This is a genomic window from Hymenobacter montanus (genome assembly GCF_014699115.1).
GTDB lineage: Bacteria > Bacteroidota > Bacteroidia > Cytophagales > Hymenobacteraceae > Hymenobacter > Hymenobacter montanus.
This window is the reverse complement of the sequence record NZ_JACXAD010000010.1, coordinates 30,587-47,580: the sequence shown is the minus strand read 5'-3', so window position 1 is coordinate 47,580 and position 16,994 is coordinate 30,587. Positions and strand designations below refer to the sequence as shown.

The following is a 16,994-nucleotide window of genomic DNA, read 5'->3' as shown; positions in this document are numbered from 1 at the left end:
ATGGTTTACAACGCCTTGCTGATGCGCTCCTTCAGGCCCGGCGTGGCTTCGAGCAGAGGCAGGCGCACGGCCGCCCCGCACACGCCCAAGGCCTCCAGCGCGGCTTTGACGCCCACGGGGTTGCTTTCCTCGTACATCAGGGGGTTCAGGGGCAGCAGGCGGAAAAGCTCGTGGCGGGCCGTGGCAAAGTCGCCCGCCAGGGCGGCCCGGGTCATGTCGGAAAAGCGCTTGGGCAGGGCGTTAGCCAGCACGGAGATGGTGCCGACAGCCCCGCAGGCAATGAGCGCCGACGTGAGCAGGTCGTCGCCGGAAAGCAGCAGGAAGTCCCGGGGCTTGAGCGAGGCAATGGTCAGGCACTGTTCCAGCAGGCCGCTGGCTTCCTTGATGCCGATGATGTTGGGGTGCTTAGCCAGGCGCAGCGTGGTTTCGGCAGTTAGGTTAGAGGCCGTGCGACCGGGCACGTTGTACAGAATGAGGGGCACCGGGCTGGCCTCAGCCAAGCGCAGGTAATGGGCAATCAGGCCGGCCTGACTGGGCTTGTTGTAGGCGGGACTGGCCGACAGCACGGCGGCTACACCGCTCAGGTCGGTGGTGCGCAGCAGCTCTTCCGCAGTGGCGGTGTCGTTGCTGCCGATGCCGTACACCAGCGGTACCCGGCCGGCCACGTGGGCTTTAGCAGTGCGCAGCAGCTCGACTTTTTCCGCGGCCGTGGTCGTAGGCGATTCGCCAGTGGTGCCGTTCACCACCAGGTATTCCGCGCCGCCCTCAATGCAGAAGTCCAGCAGATGCCGCCAGCCGGCATAATCCACCGCAAAACCGGGGGTGAACGGAGTGACCAGGGCTACCCCGGTACCATAAAACGCGGGAAGACGAGAGCCGGAGTTGTTCATGCAGGAGCTTACAGAGTAGTTTTGTGCAAAGGTAGGGGCGCGTCGCACGCGCCCGCCACCCCACCGCCGACTGCTCCACTCATTTATTCCCGCTGTCTTTCTTCAGCAGACGCGTGCGACGCGCCCCTATGCCCATGAAATTGCCTTCCGCTTCCCTCCTATCAGCTGCGCTCGTGCTGGCCGCTTGCGATTCAAAACTGGCTACTACCGGCGAAGCCGCCACCAGCTCCACACCGGCGAAGGCCGCGGTGATTGACCCCGCCGCGGGCACCTCCGGCACCCAGGCCACCTCGACCGACGAGGCCAACGCGGCCCCCGACCCCAAAACCATTCCGGCGGGCAGCACCGCCAATGCCGCCGCTATCCTGGCCCGGCCGCAAGTGCCGATTCTCTGCTACCACCAGATTCGTGACTGGACGGCCCGCGACTCGAAAGGCGCCAAAGACTACATTGTGCCGGTTGCTCAGTTCCGGGCTCACATCAAAATGCTGGCCGACTCCGGCTACCACACCGTTTTGCCCGACCAGGTGTATGCTTACCTGACCACCGGGGCCAAGCTGCCGAGCAAGCCCATCATGCTCACCTTCGACGATACCGACCTCGATCAGTTCACCATCGCTCGCCCCGAGCTGGATAAATACGGGTACAAGGCCGTGTACTTCGTGATGACCGTGAGCCTGGGCCGCCCGCACTACATGACCAAGGCCATGGTGAAGCAGCTTTCCGACGAAGGCAACACCATTGGCTCCCACACCTGGGACCACCACAATGTGAAGAAATATCAGGGGAAAGACTGGGAGACGCAAATCGACAAACCCACCAAAACGCTGGAAACCATCACCGGCAAAAAAATCAATTACTTCGCCTACCCCTTCGGTCTTTGGAACGAGCAGGCCTTCCCCGAGCTTAAGAAGCGCGGTTTCGTAGCGGCATTTTCATTAGCTGAAAAACGCGACCAGAACGACCCACTGTTTACCATTCGGCGCATCATTGCCAGCGGATACTGGAAGCCGCGCACCCTGCACAATAGCATCGTGCAGAGCTTTTAGCCTTGCGCGTAAAGCATAAGTAGCTTGGGCGCCCCCAAATCAGGCCAGGAAGATAATTCGCGGCTGAATGCTCCTGCTTTTAGCCCATCCCGGGGGCCGAAGCATACTCGGGCTTCGTTGCAGCGGCGTCACTACTTGCGCAATAGCCATGCTATTGCTTAGTTAAGCAGAACCGCCTGCTTTTCTGCTTACTACTCAAAGGGGTGTCGACTACAAACGCGGAGGCAGCTTGTTACTATTAACCCTCACGCAGGGCTAACAGTAGCAAGCTGCCTCAAGCTAGCCTCCAGTAGAGCGAGCCGTTAGGCTTGCTATTTCTTGGGGGTAGACACGGGGAAGGCCCGTCCATCAAGGATGGCTCCTTTTTGGTCGGCGAGGGCCCGGCTGGTGGTGTCGGTCCTTTTGGCTGGCAGCATCGGCAAAACCACTTTAGCCCCCGAGTTCTTGGTCGCGTTGTCGGCAGCGGGCACTTGGTGCACCACCACTACGAAGGGATAGTCGCCTTTCATTTGGCTGTAAATAGTGGTCTCGAAACCCTCCCCCTGATACCGAAAGGCTTCACAGTTTGGGCAGGTCACGGCCTGCATCGGGAGCTTGCGGCTTTTCAACTCACTGCGTACCTGACGCACGCAGGATCCCTGGGTGGTCCGGAGAATGACGTCCTGCCCCGGCCGCTGAGCCCGTACCATAAGCTGGGACGTGACCAAAGCGCTATTGCCCTCACCCGGAACCGTCCAAAAAGCGTCGCGTGAGGTAACCGTTGGGGCAGTAAATACCCAATCCGAAGAGAGGTGCGCCGTTACCACCTGCGGCGAGGTCAGGGCCGCAGGCTCCGCGCCAATGGAGAGCATATCAGCTAGCGTCAAGCACTGGGCGCGCACCGACAATGAGGTCAATCCTGGCCCGAAAAGCAGAAGCAAAAGGAGCGTTGCGCGCATAGTCTTAGAGGATTTGCTTTACAAATGTCGGAATTCCAGGCCATAGACAAAAACTTATCCTGTTTTTCTGACATTTTTTTCGATAAAAGTAAGTTAAATTCTATTTTTGAATTATCCGATGAAGTATGTCAATATTAAGCAAAATAAGCCTTTTCAAGCATCTGTTCACCAAAATCACTGCATAGCAGGTTTGCAGCTGACCACTCATGGCGGCATGCCCTAATTAGCAAAGTATTATTTTTTAGACAGAGCAGAAAATGAAAGCGTTCATAGAATTATCCAAATATCCTTCGTTGGTGGGGATCCAACCCCGACCGCTACGGAGCTACGTGAAATATACGCTATCGGTTTAAAACAGGCTCCCGTAGTCGGTAGACGCTACCCAAATAACTCACCCTGGCTGCCCGGTCCGGCAGCGGCTACCGCCTCAGGGGCTGACGGTTCTTCGGCCGTAGGCAGCAGCGCCAGCAGTTCGGCTTCCGAAATAATAGGCACTTTAAACGACAGGGCTTTTTCGCGCTTGGCAGGTCCCATGTTGTCCCCGGCCACCAAATAGCTTAGCTTTTTACTGATGGAACCCGTGATTTTGCCCCCGTTGGAGGTGATAAGCTGTTGCAGCTCGTCGCGGCTGTGCTGCTCGAACACTCCGGAAAGCACGAACGTGAGCCCCGCCAACCGGTCCGAGGCGGGCACGGGGGCTTCGCCGGTTACGGCCAGCTGCACCCCGGCTCGGTGCAAGCGCTCCAGCAGCTCGCGGTTTTCGGGCTGCTGAAACCACTGGGCCGCGGCCAGGGCAATCACGCCGCCGACTTCGGGCACGGCGGCCATTTCTTCGGCCGAAGCACTCATCAACGCCTCGGCGCTGCGGTAGTGCGCCGCCAGCTTCTGGGCCACGGTTTCGCCCACGTACCGAATGCCCAGCCCGAAGAGCACCCGCGGAAACGGCACCTGCTTGCTGGCCGCGATGCCGGCCAGCAGATTGTCGATGCTCTTTTCGCCCAGACGTTCCAGCGTCACCAGCTCGGCGCGCCGGGTGGGCAGGTCGTAGATGTCGGCGGGCGTGGCCACGAGGCCCAGGTCGAAGAAGCGGCCCACGGTTTCGGCCCCGAGGCCATCAATGTTCAGCGCCCGGCGCGACACGTAGTGCTCCAGTCGGGCCTTGAGCTGGGGCCGGCAGCCGCGCTCGTTGGGGCAGCGGAAGTGGGCTTCGCCCTCGGGGCGCACCAGTGGCGTGCCGCAGGCGGGGCACTCGGTGGGGTAGGAAATCGGCACCGCCTCGGCGGGCCGGGCCGCTAGGTCGACCCCCGTAATTTTGGGAATAATTTCGCCGCCTTTCTCCACGTACACCAAGTCGCCGAGGCGCAGGTCGAGCAAGCCGATCTGGTTGGCGTTGTGCAGAGTAGCGCGCTTGACCACGGTGCCGGCCAACGGCACGGGCGTGAGCAGGGCCACCGGCGTCACGGCCCCGGTCCGGCCCACGTTGTAGATAACCTCGTTCAGGCGAGTGCGGGCGGCTTCCGCCGGGTACTTGTAGGCAATGGCCCAACGCGGGCTCTTGGCCGTGTACCCCAACTGGTCCTGCTGCCGCAGATTGTCGACTTTGATGACAATGCCATCAGTGGCTACGGGCAGGTCGAAGCGCTTTTTGGCCCAGTAGTGCACAAAGTCGAGCACCTCGCTGATGTTGGCGGCTCGGCGCCAGGTGTCGGACACCGGCAGGCCGTAGCGGCTCAGGGCTTCGAGGGCAGCGCTGTGGCTGGTAAAGTGCCGGCCCGGAGTGAGCAGCGAGTAAGCGTAAAACCGCAGTTTGCGGGCCGCCACCTGGGTCGAGTCCTGCAGCTTCAGGGCGCCGCTGGCCGCGTTACGCGGGTTGGCCAGCAGGGGCTCGCCATTCTGCTCACGCTCGGCGTTCAGCTCCGCAAAAACCGGCAAGGGCATGAACACTTCGCCGCGCACTTCCAAATCCTGGGGTTGGTCGGGGTCGGGGTCGGGGCGCAGCGCCAGGGGCAGCGTGCGAATAGTACGCACGTTGGCCGTCACCACGTCGCCGCGGGTACCATCGCCACGGGTCACGCCCTGCACCAGCTGGCCGTGCTCGTAGCGCAGGCTCATGGCCACGCCGTCGATCTTCAGCTCGCAGACGTAGGCGTACGGGGCTCCTTCCAGGCCCCGCTGCACCCGCTCGTCAAACTCCCGGAGGTCGTCTTCCGAATACGTGTTGCCCAGGCTCAGCATGGGGTAGCGGTGCACGGCCGTAGGAAACTGCTTGGTGATGGTGCCGCCCACGCGGCGCGTGGGCGAGTTGGGCAGGGCCAGGTCGGGATATTCGGCTTCGAGCCCCTGCAACTCGGCCAGGAGCTGGTCGAACTCCTGGTCCGATACCTCGGACACATCCAGCTGGTAATATTGGTGGTTAAGATGGTGCAGCCGCTCGGTGAGGGCCTGGATGCGTTGCTGAACAGCGGAAGTATCGGGCATGATGGAGGTTCGATGTGCGTGGGCGGTAATCGGAACTTGCCCAAAAATAAGGCGGGCCTGCCGAGCGGAGCCCATCGCGGGAATGGCTGGGCTGATTTTGTCGGCACACCCCGGATAAGAGGCTCTCCTTTAGATGAGCTTTTCGTTGGGAACAATTCCAGGTGAGCACGGGGGGCGGACCGCCAGCGCGTGATTTTCACGGAGGCTCCTGATGGAAGGCCCGCCTGCTTCATACTAGTTGAGTTAGTCAGTTCCTTGATCCCATAATCAGTTCGCTGTGAAACTCCAATCGTTCTTGTTTGTCAGCTCAAATACATAATAGCCAATCGCTTTTTTGTCCGTAAGCTAATTAAAGAACCCACCCACTGGGCGTTTGATAAAATCCATTTATTGCAAAACGAGGCTCGGGCACTGGGGCCACTCTTGAGAAATAAAGCGGTTGGGAAAAACTCATGTCCGATTCGCAAATATCGAATTCCTTCATTCCAAATATTAAAGCGTCATGTAGTATGGATAAAGCCAGGGCGTACAGGCCTCTGGTTTCAACCGTTCCTCCTTTAGTTTCAAGATAATCACCAGCTTCCTTCACCTTTCCGGCGGGCAAATCGTGGGGAAGCTGATATTCCTCGTAATTTTTTGAAGCACCAGACATTCTTATATCGTCCAGAGAAAGCTGTGCTTTTCTAGCTACTGGCTTATTTATAAATTGTAAAAGATCCTGATACTGATACTCCTGCACACGGAAACCGCCATAGCCATGCAAAGTCATACCTACTATAGGGTTAGCCTGGCTTTGAGAGGCTTGCCATATCTGGTGTGCATGCTTCCCAACAGGATGTTTGGCATAAGACAAGGATTTGAAAAAAGAAGTAGGTGTTTCGTCTTTTATTTCAGCTATATCCGAAATAGGTTTCAAATGGTGCCTCTTCTCCAATGCATCAAAATCCTCTTCTTCACTTTCGCCATTTGCATATAATGCATCAAACTTCAAAAAGAAATAAGCCTGGCCTACTTTCGCCATTCGGGAGAGCCAAACAAGGTTACTAGGTTGAGAACTTGAATACCTGTATTCAAACCCTTCCTTGGAACGTAGATATCTGCCCATCTTCTAAGTCCATGAGCATACGTAAGCATACGAAAAAGAGCATCCTGCTTCGACCAACGGACGCCAGATGAGGCATGATGCTCTTTTTCGTATGCTTACTTATGGTTGACACTTAAATACATTTTCTCTACTTAAGAAAGACCACAAGTCCACCAAACAAGTTTGCCCGGCGGCCGGCTAGTTATTGCCGATTCAATCCTGCACCAGAACCCCATCAGCCAAAAACGTCACCTGCTCCTCGTTCTGGGTGATGGCCGCAATTTCCTGGCTGGACTTGCCGGCGTCTTTGGCGTAGTGCTGCAGCTCTTCCTTGGGCACGGTGCTGCGGTGGGCCCAGCCGCTCACAACTACGGTGTGGCCGCTCAGGTCTTTGGGTACGAAAAAAGCATAATCCCGAAAGCGCACGCGCATTTGCCGGCCGTCGGCGGTAGGCAGGGTCATCCAGCAACCGCGGGCCTGGCACACGGCCGAGGCTTTGCCCGCCAGCTTCAGCTGGGCCGAATCGCGGGTGCCCAGAGTGGTGTTGAGGGCACTCATCGGCAGGGCGCCCTCGGCGGTGATAACGGCCCCGTAGGTTCGGCCGGGCAACGCGGCGGGCACCTGGCTGCTGGCTCCTTCCTCGGCTTCTTCAGCTTCTTCTGTTTCGTTGGTAGCGTCAGGGTCAGCGTCGCCCGGCGGTACGTCGGCGTTGTGCCCGTTTACCTCTTTTTGGGGCCCAATCGGGAGCACTGGGTTGATGGGGGCGGTGGGCACAAAGCGCACCAACAGTAGAATGGCGGCTAGCACGCCGAAGAAAGAAAGCAAAAACTTCATAGCTCAGAAAGTTGCGAAAGGTTTTAGGCGGTGAAAGTAGTCAATACGTAAAACCTGGGCAACAGCGCCGGGTTTTCCCCAGCTTCGGGCTTAGCTATTTCTTTTCTATTGATCAATGACGATGGTTTTACGCAGCTTACGGACGTAAGCCATGCGGCGCTCGGCTCCGCCCGTGCTGGGGTAGTCGAAACCCACCGCAGTGCTGTCACTGCTCAAAGCCGACCAGATTTTGCTGTCAACTTCCGTCGGCGGCGCGGCATCGGTGGGGATGGCGGGACGGGAGAAGTTGCCCGCCGCGAAGAAGCTGTTCATGCTCTGCAAAATGGCTATTTCCCGGTCGCGTACGCTGCTTGCCAATGGGTCGCGCGAGGCAGACTCGCCGAGCAGGGCCCGGGCGGGGAGCACCTCATGCCGTAGGGTATCACCGGCGCTATTGGTTACAATGAAGTGGGCCTGCCCCGTAAGCACGCGGGGACCGCGCAGCTGCAGCGTGAAGTTGTCCAGAGCTTTAGGGTTAGAGAAGACGTGGGCGATGCTCACGGTGTTCAGCACAGTGCGGCTGTTGACGCGAATTCGCGAGCCGGCAACAGGTGGCCGGTAGATGGCGCGGGCTTCCTGCTTAACAATGCTGGCTTCGTGCTCGGTGCTCACGCAGGAGGCGAGCTGCAACGCCCAGCAGCTGGCAACCAACGCGCGGCCCGCGCTTTTAACGATACAAGATTTCATGGGGAGTATTTAATAAAATATGATAGAATAAAGACGCTAGCAAGAATTTAACACTCGAAAGATAAGCTGGGAAAGCGTAAGTATAAACACCAAAAAAGGGCAACGGCGGAAAAAACCGGCTGGGTGAAAGCATCCGGCTGGGTGAAAGTCTGCGGTAAAGGCCCAACGGCGGTAAAGGCTCGGCGAGAGAGCTAAAAATGGAGCAGCTCTTGCTCAGAATATTCCCAGTTCAACACCCAGCACCCAGCGAGGCAACTCCGGCCAGCTAGCATAGTCCGGGCCAAAAGCCGAGGTCAGCCGGTAGCGGCCCACCAGGGCGTAGCGGTCGAAGCCCAGGCGGGCGCCCGCGCTGCCGGTCCAGCGCCGCAGGTAAGGCAGCCCGTACTCGGTGGTCTCCACCGATTTAATACCAGGATTGGGCTCGTCCTCGGTAGTATGACTCGAGCCGGTTACCAGCCCCACCCCGGCCAGCAAGTCCAGGTACTGCCCGACGACGTTGCCCCGGCGGCCAGTGTTCAGGCGCAGGCTGAATTCCGAGTACAGCTGGTGCAAGCCCAGGCTTTCGCGGCGGTGCGGGGTAGGCGTAGGCACGGTTTTGTGGGCGTTTTGCGCCAGTCCGTAGTGCTGGTAAGCATAGCCCAGGTCCAGGTTCAGCGCGAACGTGTTAGTGAGGCGCGCCTTCAGGCGACCGCCGACGCGCAGCTCGGCGGAAGCAGGCCCGTACCGCAGCGCGGCGCCGGCACCCGCCGGGCCGGCGGCCAGCCCATACCCCAGGCAGGCATGCGCAAAATAGGCGCGGTTGGGTCCAAACCTGGCTTTCACCGTGTCGTCGGCCACGTTAGCTTGCACCAGCACTTGCTGCGCCCGGGCGGCCGGGCACGGCCCCGCCAGCGCCCCAAAACCGAGCGCCAGCCCGAGGCGCCGCCACCGAGCAAGCCGCGCCGCGGGCCGACTGACCATAAACTTTGGGTACACGCGCATCATTCCGAATACCTGGCGGTATAGCCTTTGAAATAAACCTGTAGTACGTCGCCGCCCCGCAGCAGGCGGCGCGGCACCTGCACTACCACCCGCTGGATGACGGCGCGGGTTTCGTACCGGCGGAGCACCCCGCGGCGGTTGGCCAGGTTCCAGTAAAGATAGGCCGGGTAGTTGGGCTCGGGTAGCGGAGCCAACGGGGCAGTACCCGGCGCCAGGGGCTGCTCACGACCCACGGGCGCCACCGCCTCAGCAGGGTTTGCAGGGCCGTCCGGGGCGGGCGCCACGGGCCCGAGCCCTTGGCTTTGGTCGGCCACCAAGGGCAACTCTTCCGCCGGGCGCCGGGCCGCGGCGGGCCGCAGAACCACCGCCACCAAGCTGTCGTGTAGCACGAAGTCGAAGGTCGGCACAACCGCCGCCGGGGCGGACCTGGCCGCCCTGGTGAAGGGCTGGTACCGGGGCCGCCCAAAGCCGTGGGCATAATCGAAGTACGGGTACAGCTCCGCCGACTCCTCCAAGCGGTGAAACAGTTGCACGGCCGTCAACTCGCGGTTCTGCTGCCATAGACAAGCGGCGAACCCGGCCACGAGCGGCGCGGAGAACGACGTGCCTTCCAGGCGCTCGTAGCCAGTAGGTGTGGTGGTGAGCACAATGCCGAAGGCGGCCAGGTTGGGCTTGGCCCGGCGGTCGGCCGTGGGGCCGTAGGAACTGAAATCAATGTGCAGACCGGTTTCCGGGTCGAGGCCGCCGATGGCCAGGACCGAATCGGCATCGGCCGGCGTGCCAATGCGTACCCAGTCGTTGTCGCCGTCGTTGCCAGCAGCGCTTACGACCAGCATGCCTTTGCGGGCGGCCAGGTTGGCGGCGCGGGCAATGAGGCTGCGCCGGCCGTCCATTTGTTCCGGGAAATAGCGTTGCTCGGTGTAGGCCAACGACGAGTTGATGATGTCGGCCCCGAGGCGGTCGGCCCACTCGGCGGCGGCCAGCCAGGCTTCTTCCTCGGCGTACCGCTCGCGGCCCAACTGCTCGGTACGGGCCAACAAGAACTCGGCGCCCGGGGCCAGGCCCAGGACGGGCCCGGGCGCGCCGCTGGGCCCGGCGGGCAGGCGGCCCGCTAAGCACCCTAATACCTCGGTGCCGTGGCTGCCGCCCTGGTACACGTCGGCGCGGTTCTTCAGGAAGTCGTGGGTAGCCACAATACGCCGGCTGGCGACCAGCTCCTGGTAGCCAGGATGCTCGGGTACCCCACGGAAGCCCACGTCAAAGATGGCGATGCGGAGCCCGCGGCCGTTCAGGTTCGCCGCCCGGAGCGCCGGACCGTCGAGGTGCGCGGTTTGGCGGCGAGCCAGGAGGTAGTCGTTAGCCAGAATGGGCTTGGGGGAAGCCCCCGGCGTAGCGTGAGGAAGCAGTGCACGGGCCGCATGCCCCGGCTGAGCCGCCGCGTTGGCGCGGGCCGCCGGCCAGGCCTCCACGCGGGCAACCCCGGGCAGCGCGCGCAGGGTGGCGGCTTGCGCAGCCGTGGCCCGGCAAGCCACCGCGTTAAACCAGCGGCTCACCAAGGTAATAGTATCGACCCGAGCGCGGATGGCGGCCAGGTAATCAGCGCGCACGGGCAGGTCGGTGGGCTCGCAGGGCGGCAGGTGCTGGCGCGCCCGGCGCGCCCGGGCCGCCGCCGTGAAGTAGCGAGTGGGGTCGAAGCGAACTCCAGCCTTGTCGCGCAGGCAAACCCAGTAGCGAGCCGATTCGCTGGCGCCCCTCCCCTGCGCCACGGCCCGCGCCGCCAGGCCCGGCAGCACTCCCAGTCCCCACAAAAGCCACAGCCAGTATTTAACCATTCACGCCTGCTTCTCGTCGTTTAACACCATCAAGAGCCCACCAACTGAGCGAAAAGTTTTCCGGCCAGTGGCGGACCCAATCCTTCCAGCGCCCTGATTCATAGGTTGGCCGGCATCGAGGCTTCGGCCCGGCCCCGGCGGACGGTTTTTCTGCTTATCCGGGCGGTAGGACCATCTATATTCAGCGGGAACCAACGCTACGGGCGGATCACTTATCCAACCCGTGCTCCAATTACAGCCCATACTTGCTCAACAGATAAATCAGGGAAGCCATGCTGGCCCCGCCCAACTCCAGCTCGCGGCGGTTAACCTTGTCGAAGGTATCGGCGGCGCTGTGGTGGAGGTCGAAGTAGCGCTGCGAATCGCAGTCGTAGCCGATAAGGGCCTTGGGGTGCACGGCGGCGCGCAGCGGCTCGATGTCGGTGCCCGCGTGGCCAACGGTGATGTCGGCCGCGTGGTAAGGCCGCAGCAGCGGTGCCCATTTGGCCAGGCTGCTCACCACGCCCGGCTCGGCTTCGACGTTAAAGCCGCGCGGCGTGAACCCCCCACCGTCCGACTCAATGGCCGCCAGGTGGGTTTCCTTGTTCTGGCTGGCCAAGCGGGCGTACTCGTTACCGCCGCGCACGCCGTTTTCCTCGTTCATGAACAGCACGGCCCGCACGGTGCGCTCGGGCTTGAAGCCGGCGGCGCGCAGCAGGCGCAGGGCCTCCATGCTCTGCACCACGCCGGTACCGTCGTCGTGGGCGCCCTGGGCCAGGTCCCAGGAGTCGAGGTGGCCGCCCACGGTAATGATTTCCTGCGGAAACTTGGTGCCTTTGATTTCGCCTACCACATTGTAGCTTTTCTCATCGGGCAGCGTAACGCACTCGAGCTCCAGCTCAAACTGCAACTCCGGATTGGCCTTGAGCAGCTGGCTGAGCTGATTGGCGGCGTTGGTGCTCAGGGCCGCCCCGGGCACTTTAGGCACGTTTTCGGCGTAGCGCATGGCTCCCGTGTGGGGGTTGTCGTCGCGGGCGCTGGTCATGGAGCGAACCAGGGCGCCCACGGCCCCACGTTTGGCCGCCTCGATGGCCCCCAGGGCGCGCTGGTCGACGGCGCCGCCGTAGGCCAGGCCGGGCTCGATAAGGGCATCGTTAAACGGCCGGTTGTAGAACACAAACTTGCCTTTCACGGCCGCCTCGGGCAGCTTTTTTACTTCGTCCAGGCTGTGCACTTCCACCACCCCGGCCTTGAGCTTGCCGTTGGTACCCACTGAGCCGCCCAGCGCACACACTGGCACCTTAATGCCTTTATCTTTATTGCCCACAATTTCGCCGCGCTCCTTGGCGCCGCGCACCCAGTGGGGCACCATCACCTCCTGCAAGTACACGCGGTCGAACCCCGCCTTTTCCATAGTGGCCTTGGCCCATTCCACCGCCTGCTGCGCCTGCGGCGACCCCGACAGACGGGCGCCAATGGTACCAGTGAGATAACGCAGGTTGTCGTAGCTCTCGCCACGCAGCAGGGCCTCGTCGAAGAGTTTGCGCAGGGCCAACGAGTCGGCCCGATCGGGTTCGTGAGCGGTTTTTGAGGGTACCGGCTTGGGGTTTTTAGGGGCCGGCTGCGCATGGGCCGGGGTTAGCCCGGCGAGTAGCAGGGCAGTCAAAGCGGTGCGACAGCACCAGGCCAGCGGATAATAAATAGTAGTCATAAATCGAAAAATAGGCGCCCGACACGCGAGCCAGAGCTACGAAAGTATGTATGCCGGGCCGGCTAATGGAGCTGGGTATGCTTGGTCGGAGCCTCGGCCCAGCCCTTGGGCCCGTAGCCTTGTACGGCCACGGTGGGCAGCGCGCCCTCCCTAAGGTGCACCGTGAAGAGGTAGCCGTATTCCTTATCCCCGATTTCTTTGACCGGGGGCGTGGCACCTAACGCCGCGATGAGCGGCAGCAGGGTGTTGGAGTGGCCCACTACGACCACCGTCTTTCCCCGGTATTCCTGCCGAATCCGAGTGGCCAGGGCGCTTGGCACTTTTGCATCGTACACCTGCGGCTCCACGCCGATGGCGGCGGCTAGGGGGGCCAGGGTAGCGCGGGTGCGCTTGGTATTGGTAGTGAACAATGCCGTCGGCCGGCGGGTAGCCAACATTCGGCTCAGGGCCTGCGCCCGCTCTTCTCCCGCGTCCGACAGGCCCGGGTCGGCCGGATTCGAAGCGGAGTCTTTTTCGGCGTGGCGCACCAGGTAGATGGTCGTTACGCGGGGCTTAGACTTTTGCTGAGCCTTACTGGTAGCGGGGGCCTGAGCAAGACTGCTTTTAGAAAGAGCAATCCCGGCGAATAGCAGAATAAGCCATTGGAAAGAGCGGATGGCCATGGGGCAGAAAGAAATTAGCGGGGCAAAATACACCGCAACCGGCAAAGCCCGAGCGCCCTCGGGCAGATGCAACAGGGGCTTAAGCTTTCGCTGGATGCAAACTAGTTTAGTGGCTCCAAGCAAGGAAGGGGCGTGCCTTCCCTTCGACGGACAATCGCAGACCAGGAGGCGCGAGCGCCGCACGCAAATGTTCCTGACCCGGGCGCCAGTAGCGGTTATCGTCGTCGGAACTGTTGTCAGGATCGTCAGAGTAGCCCAGTACCGCGTAATCGCCGGGCAGGGCCAGCATCTTCATCGGGCCTTAGCCGCTTTCACTTTCATTCATCCACCAGTAATTGAAACCATTTCTTTTGTTGCAAGGCCGGGGGAATATGAGTGAGGGGGTTTTGACGCGCATTCAGTACTTTCAATTTTTTTAACCATCCCAAGCGTTCGGGCAGGGCCTGTAGCTGGTTAGAAAAACAATGAAGTTCTTTCAAGTTTTGTAACGCTCCCAGGCTTTCGGGCAAGGCTTGCAACTGATTACTACTGCAATCGAGCTTTTCCAAGCAGGGTAGCTGGCCGAGGCTTTCGGGTAAGGCTTGGAGCTGGTTATTGAAGCAAATAAGCTTTTCCAGGCTGTGTAGCCCTTCCAGGCTGTGGGGCAGGGCTTGGAGCTGGTTAGAAGAACAACTGAGCGACTGCAGGTTTTGTAACGCCCCCAGGCTTTGGGGTAAGGTTTGTAGCTGATTATGATCGCAATAGAGTCTTTTCAAGTTTTGGAGCTCCCCCAAGCCTTCGGGCAGGGCTTGGAGCTGGTTAGAAGAGCACTGGAGTTCTTGCAATTCGTATAATTGTCCCAAGCTTGTTGGTAAGGCTTGTAGCTGGTTATCAGAGCAATATAGCCATCCCAAGTTTTGTAGCTGCCCGATGCTTTCAGGCAGGGTTTGTAGCCGGTTGTGATCGCACGAGAGAGATTGTAAGTTTTGTAATCGCCCTATACTTTCAGGTAAATTCTGTAACTGATTATAAGAGCAATAGAGCGTTTGCAACTTGTGTAGCTGCCCGATGCTCTCGGGCAGGACTTGGAGCTGGTTAGTCTCGCAAGCTAGCCATCCCAGACTGTGTAGCTGGCCGATGCTTTCGGGCAGGGCCTGTAGGGAGTTAAAACGACAATTGAGCTGTTGTAAGTTTTGCAACTCTCCCAGGCTTTCAGGTAAGGTTTGTAGCTGGTTACGATCGCACCAGAGCTTTTCCAGGCTGTGTAGCCTCCCCAAGCTTTCAGGTAAGGCTTGGAACTGGTTAGAAGCGCAATAGAGCTCTCGTAAGTGGAGTAACTGTCCTAAGCTTTCAGGTAAGACTTGGAGCTGGTTATCCTGGCAATAGAGTTCTTGTAAGTTTTGTAATCCTCCCAAGCTTTCAGGCAGGGCTTGGAGCTGGTTCTTACGGCAATTGAGTTCTTTTAATTGGTGTAGCTGGCCGATGCTTTCCGGCAGTGTTCGTAGCTGGTTATTATGGCAATCAAGCTTTTCTAAGCGGTGTAGCTGCCCTACGCTTTCAGGCAGGGCGGCAAGTTCCTTGCCCGATATTTCAAGCCGGGTAAGTTGAAATAACTTGGCCAGGGCAGCGGCGTCCCACTTTTTTCGCTGGCGCCCAAAAGCGAGTTGGTAAAGGGGTAGCAGTTCGTCCAGGTACTGCTGGAAAGCGGCCGGGTTGCCTAAGTTCTCGGCTAAAAGGAAGGCGAGCTTGATATTAGCCCCCTCCCCGGAGCGCACCAATCGAATTAACTGGGCTACTTGCTCGTCGATTTCGGCTGAGCCGGAACGGGAATCCTGTTCTGAAGGAAACGCTTGGTCGGGAGTCATAGGAAGAAGGGAGCGCTCGAACCACAAAACGAGCACAAATTATGGTGGATAGTACTTTATCGACACTGTTTGCAGCTAGTCGTTATCGCAGTAGACCTCTTGTAAGTTCTACAACTGTCCCATTCGGAAAGGGCTTGGAGTGGGTTAGAAAAGCAGTGAGGTTCTCGTGATTTTTATAACTGCTTCATACTTTTAGAGCGGAGCTGGAAGTTCATTACTACTATAATCGAGTGTTTGCAGGTTATTATAGGGCCTTCTTGCCGGTATCTTTAGGTAAGTACGCAAATCCAAAAGCAAGCAAAAGCTATTGCCATGAACTATGAAATCTTGAAGGACGAACAGCAATTTCTGCAATTTCTGCGCTGGCTACCGGAGCTGGCCAACGACGAGTGCTACCTCCTGTGTCTCTTTGCTCGCAAGAAGTACGCGCCGGTCGGTTCGACTATTAAAGACGACAAGTGCCAGCTCAAGCGGGTTACCTGCACGAAACAGAACATCGGGCAGAAGATTTGTCAAATGCAGGTTGAAATAGGAGCGTACGCTGTTAACGGCATTCCCGTGCCGCAGGAAGCCCTGGCGCTTTACATCACGGTAAATCCCCGCTCACACAGCAAGGCCGCCAAAAACTTACTGATTAAGCTGGCGGAAGTTATTACCAAAGACTATAACGGCTACAACGCGCAATCACTGGCCCTGAGTGAGATTCAGAGGACGCCGAGCCGCAAACCCTTCTTTGACCTGGACATTGATGGCATGAAAGCCGAAGAGGTACGCGCCCTTATCGCAGGCAAAATCAACCTTGATGCGGTGAGTGTACTCACCACCCGGGGCGGAATTCATTTACTGGTGGAAGTAGAGCGCATCCAAGGACAGTTTACCAAAAGCTGGTACCAGCAACTGGTGGCCTTACCAGGTGTCGACGTGCGTGGCGACAATCTTATTCCAGTACCAGGCTGTTGCCAAGGCGGCTTTGTGCCAATGCTGCGGCAGCTTACTGATTGAGCCAACCTCCTGTTTGATTAAGGACTGCTACCGGAGCGCCGCGTTTAGCTCTGTGTGGCCGGGCCATAATCGCCGGAGGGCACGGGCTGAGGAGGAGCCCCGACCTGGGCCGGCTCGGGGAGTGGCAATTGCCAGTGTTCATTCAGGTGCGCCAGGCCGTGGATAGCGGTCAGGTCGAACTGGCAGGGCACCACGGAAACATAATTGTTGGCCAGGGCCCACTCGTCGGTGTCGGTGCCGTGATCGAGGTTCACGAAGGAGCCGATCAACCAGTAGTACGGGCGCTCGTAGGGGTCGAGGCGGCGGTCGAACTCCTCCTGCCACTTAGCCCGGGCTTGGCGGGCCAGGCGTAAGCCGGCAATGGGCTCGGCCGACTTTTTGGGGATGTTCACGTTCAGGGCCGTGCCGGCGGGCACACCATGGTCGAGCGCGTGGCGGCATATCCGTTCTACCCACTCGGCCACGTGCGAGAAATCGGCTTGCGGGCCATACTCGCAGAGGGAGAAACCAATAGCCGGCAAGCCCTCAATAGCCCCTTCAATGGCGGCCGACATGGTGCCCGAGTACAGCACGTTCACCGAAGCGTTGGAGCCGTGGTTGATGCCGGACACTACTAGGTCGGGGTTGCGGCCCTTGAGCACGTAGTGCTTGGCAATCTTCACGCAGTCGGCCGGGGTGCCGGAGCACTCGTAGGCTTCAATGTCGGGGCCGAACACCGGATTTTTGGTGAGCCGCAGGGGGTGGCCGATGGTGATGGCGTGCCCCATGCCCGACTGCGGCGAATCGGGCGCGACCACTACGACTTCGGCCCCCAGCTGGTGCATGATTTCGACGAGGTGGCGAATGCCGGGGGCGGTGATGCCGTCGTCGTTGGAAACGAGGATGAGGGGTTTTTTCAAGGCGGAGAGCACGTAAGGAAATGGAGAGAAGACGTAAAGGTAGGGCCCGACTAGGCGAGCTTTCCCCTCCTTAAACGCGAAAGGG

15 protein-coding genes are annotated in these 16,994 nt (G+C 59.7%); 2 read left to right on the top strand and 13 right to left on the bottom strand.

The features are described 5' to 3' along the window. Nucleotides 1–5 precede the first annotated feature (5 nt). Nucleotides 6–890 carry a 4-hydroxy-tetrahydrodipicolinate synthase gene (dapA, locus tag IC235_RS10455; RefSeq protein WP_191005132.1) on the bottom strand — a complete coding sequence of 295 codons (885 nt, stop codon included), beginning with the start codon at nt 888–890 and terminating at the stop codon, nt 6–8. Between the two features lie 134 nt (nt 891–1,024). Here dapA and IC235_RS10450 point away from each other — a divergent pair, with 134 nt between their 5' ends. Next, nucleotides 1,025–1,939, top strand: coding sequence for a polysaccharide deacetylase family protein (locus tag IC235_RS10450; RefSeq protein ID WP_191005131.1), 915 nt, complete (start codon nt 1,025–1,027; stop codon nt 1,937–1,939). 311 nt (nt 1,940–2,250) lie between these two features. On the opposite strand, the gene IC235_RS10445 is transcribed toward IC235_RS10450, so the two are convergent. The 11 genes from IC235_RS10445 to IC235_RS10400 all read right to left on the bottom strand — a co-directional run bounded on the left by IC235_RS10445 (nt 2,251) and on the right by IC235_RS10400 (nt 15,008). Further along, on the bottom strand, nt 2,251–2,790 hold the full coding sequence (locus IC235_RS10445; RefSeq protein WP_191005130.1) for a hypothetical protein: 540 nt from the start codon (nt 2,788–2,790) through the stop codon (nt 2,251–2,253). Nucleotides 2,791–3,255: 465 nt separating this feature from the next. Next, nucleotides 3,256–5,355 carry an NAD-dependent DNA ligase LigA gene (ligA, locus tag IC235_RS10440; RefSeq protein WP_191005129.1) on the bottom strand — a complete coding sequence of 700 codons (2,100 nt, stop codon included), beginning with the start codon at nt 5,353–5,355 and terminating at the stop codon, nt 3,256–3,258. 349 nt (nt 5,356–5,704) lie between these two features. After that, nucleotides 5,705–6,376, bottom strand: a complete 672-nt coding sequence (locus tag IC235_RS10435; RefSeq protein ID WP_191005128.1) for a hypothetical protein — start codon at nt 6,374–6,376, stop codon at nt 5,705–5,707. Between the two features lie 276 nt (nt 6,377–6,652). Continuing rightward, nucleotides 6,653–7,273: a DUF4920 domain-containing protein gene (locus IC235_RS10430; protein WP_191005127.1), complete on the bottom strand. Its 621-nt coding sequence runs from the start codon at nt 7,271–7,273 to the stop codon at nt 6,653–6,655. Between the two features lie 105 nt (nt 7,274–7,378). After that, nucleotides 7,379–7,999 (bottom strand): hypothetical protein, encoded by a 621-nt coding sequence (locus IC235_RS10425; RefSeq protein WP_191005126.1) that lies wholly within the window; start codon nt 7,997–7,999, stop codon nt 7,379–7,381. Between the two features lie 213 nt (nt 8,000–8,212). After that, complete coding sequence (locus IC235_RS10420; RefSeq protein WP_191005125.1) at nt 8,213–8,959, bottom strand: hypothetical protein; 747 nt, start codon at nt 8,957–8,959, stop codon at nt 8,213–8,215. Between the two features lie 20 nt (nt 8,960–8,979). Then, entirely contained in the window at nt 8,980–10,812 is a 1,833-nt protein-coding gene (locus IC235_RS10415; RefSeq protein ID WP_191005124.1) for a S8 family serine peptidase, read from the bottom strand. 232 nt (nt 10,813–11,044) lie between these two features. After that, entirely contained in the window at nt 11,045–12,502 is a 1,458-nt protein-coding gene (locus IC235_RS10410; protein ID WP_191005123.1) for a M20/M25/M40 family metallo-hydrolase, read from the bottom strand. A 62-nt stretch (nt 12,503–12,564) separates the two neighbouring features. Next, nucleotides 12,565–13,164 carry a SixA phosphatase family protein gene (locus tag IC235_RS10405; protein WP_191005122.1) on the bottom strand — a complete coding sequence of 200 codons (600 nt, stop codon included), beginning with the start codon at nt 13,162–13,164 and terminating at the stop codon, nt 12,565–12,567. 106 nt (nt 13,165–13,270) lie between these two features. After that, a complete protein-coding gene (locus IC235_RS22065) occupies nt 13,271–13,453 on the bottom strand; it encodes a hypothetical protein (RefSeq protein ID WP_223847204.1) in 183 nt (60 codons plus the stop codon). 28 nt (nt 13,454–13,481) lie between these two features. Then, on the bottom strand, nt 13,482–15,008 hold the full coding sequence (locus IC235_RS10400; RefSeq protein WP_191005121.1) for a leucine-rich repeat domain-containing protein: 1,527 nt from the start codon (nt 15,006–15,008) through the stop codon (nt 13,482–13,484). Between the two features lie 312 nt (nt 15,009–15,320). Between IC235_RS10400 and IC235_RS10395 the strand changes: the two genes are divergently transcribed. Then, the gene (locus IC235_RS10395; protein WP_191005120.1) at nt 15,321–16,010 is read left to right on the top strand and encodes a bifunctional DNA primase/polymerase; all 690 of its coding nucleotides are present in this window, start codon (nt 15,321–15,323) and stop codon (nt 16,008–16,010) included. A 44-nt stretch (nt 16,011–16,054) separates the two neighbouring features. Here the strand turns inward: IC235_RS10395 and surE are convergent, their stop codons facing one another. Then, nucleotides 16,055–16,909 (bottom strand): 5'/3'-nucleotidase SurE, encoded by an 855-nt coding sequence (surE, locus tag IC235_RS10390; protein WP_191005119.1) that lies wholly within the window; start codon nt 16,907–16,909, stop codon nt 16,055–16,057. Nucleotides 16,910–16,994 lie beyond the last annotated feature (85 nt).

Bases quoted from the DNA above. Each gene is read 5' to 3' on its own strand.
- IC235_RS10430 (WP_191005127.1), bottom strand. From the start codon at position 7,273: ATGAAGTTTTTGCTTTCTTTCTTCGGCGTGCTAGCCGCCATTCTACTG.
- IC235_RS10405 (WP_191005122.1), bottom strand. From the start codon at position 13,164: ATGGCCATCCGCTCTTTCCAATGGCTTATTCTGCTATTCGCCGGGATT.
- IC235_RS10415 (WP_191005124.1), bottom strand. From the start codon at position 10,812: ATGGTTAAATACTGGCTGTGGCTTTTGTGGGGACTGGGAGTGCTGCCG.
- IC235_RS10425 (WP_191005126.1), bottom strand. From the start codon at position 7,999: ATGAAATCTTGTATCGTTAAAAGCGCGGGCCGCGCGTTGGTTGCCAGC.
- IC235_RS22065 (WP_223847204.1), bottom strand. From the start codon at position 13,453: ATGCTGGCCCTGCCCGGCGATTACGCGGTACTGGGCTACTCTGACGAT.
- IC235_RS10420 (WP_191005125.1), bottom strand. From the start codon at position 8,959: ATGGTCAGTCGGCCCGCGGCGCGGCTTGCTCGGTGGCGGCGCCTCGGG.
- IC235_RS10435 (WP_191005128.1), bottom strand. From the start codon at position 6,376: ATGGCGAAAGTAGGCCAGGCTTATTTCTTTTTGAAGTTTGATGCATTA.
- ligA (WP_191005129.1), bottom strand. From the start codon at position 5,355: ATGCCCGATACTTCCGCTGTTCAGCAACGCATCCAGGCCCTCACCGAG.
- IC235_RS10395 (WP_191005120.1), top strand. From the start codon at position 15,321: ATGAACTATGAAATCTTGAAGGACGAACAGCAATTTCTGCAATTTCTG.
- IC235_RS10410 (WP_191005123.1), bottom strand. From the start codon at position 12,502: ATGACTACTATTTATTATCCGCTGGCCTGGTGCTGTCGCACCGCTTTG.
- IC235_RS10445 (WP_191005130.1), bottom strand. From the start codon at position 2,790: ATGCTCTCCATTGGCGCGGAGCCTGCGGCCCTGACCTCGCCGCAGGTG.
- dapA (WP_191005132.1), bottom strand. From the start codon at position 890: ATGAACAACTCCGGCTCTCGTCTTCCCGCGTTTTATGGTACCGGGGTA.
- IC235_RS10400 (WP_191005121.1), bottom strand. From the start codon at position 15,008: ATGACTCCCGACCAAGCGTTTCCTTCAGAACAGGATTCCCGTTCCGGC.
- IC235_RS10450 (WP_191005131.1), top strand. From the start codon at position 1,025: ATGAAATTGCCTTCCGCTTCCCTCCTATCAGCTGCGCTCGTGCTGGCC.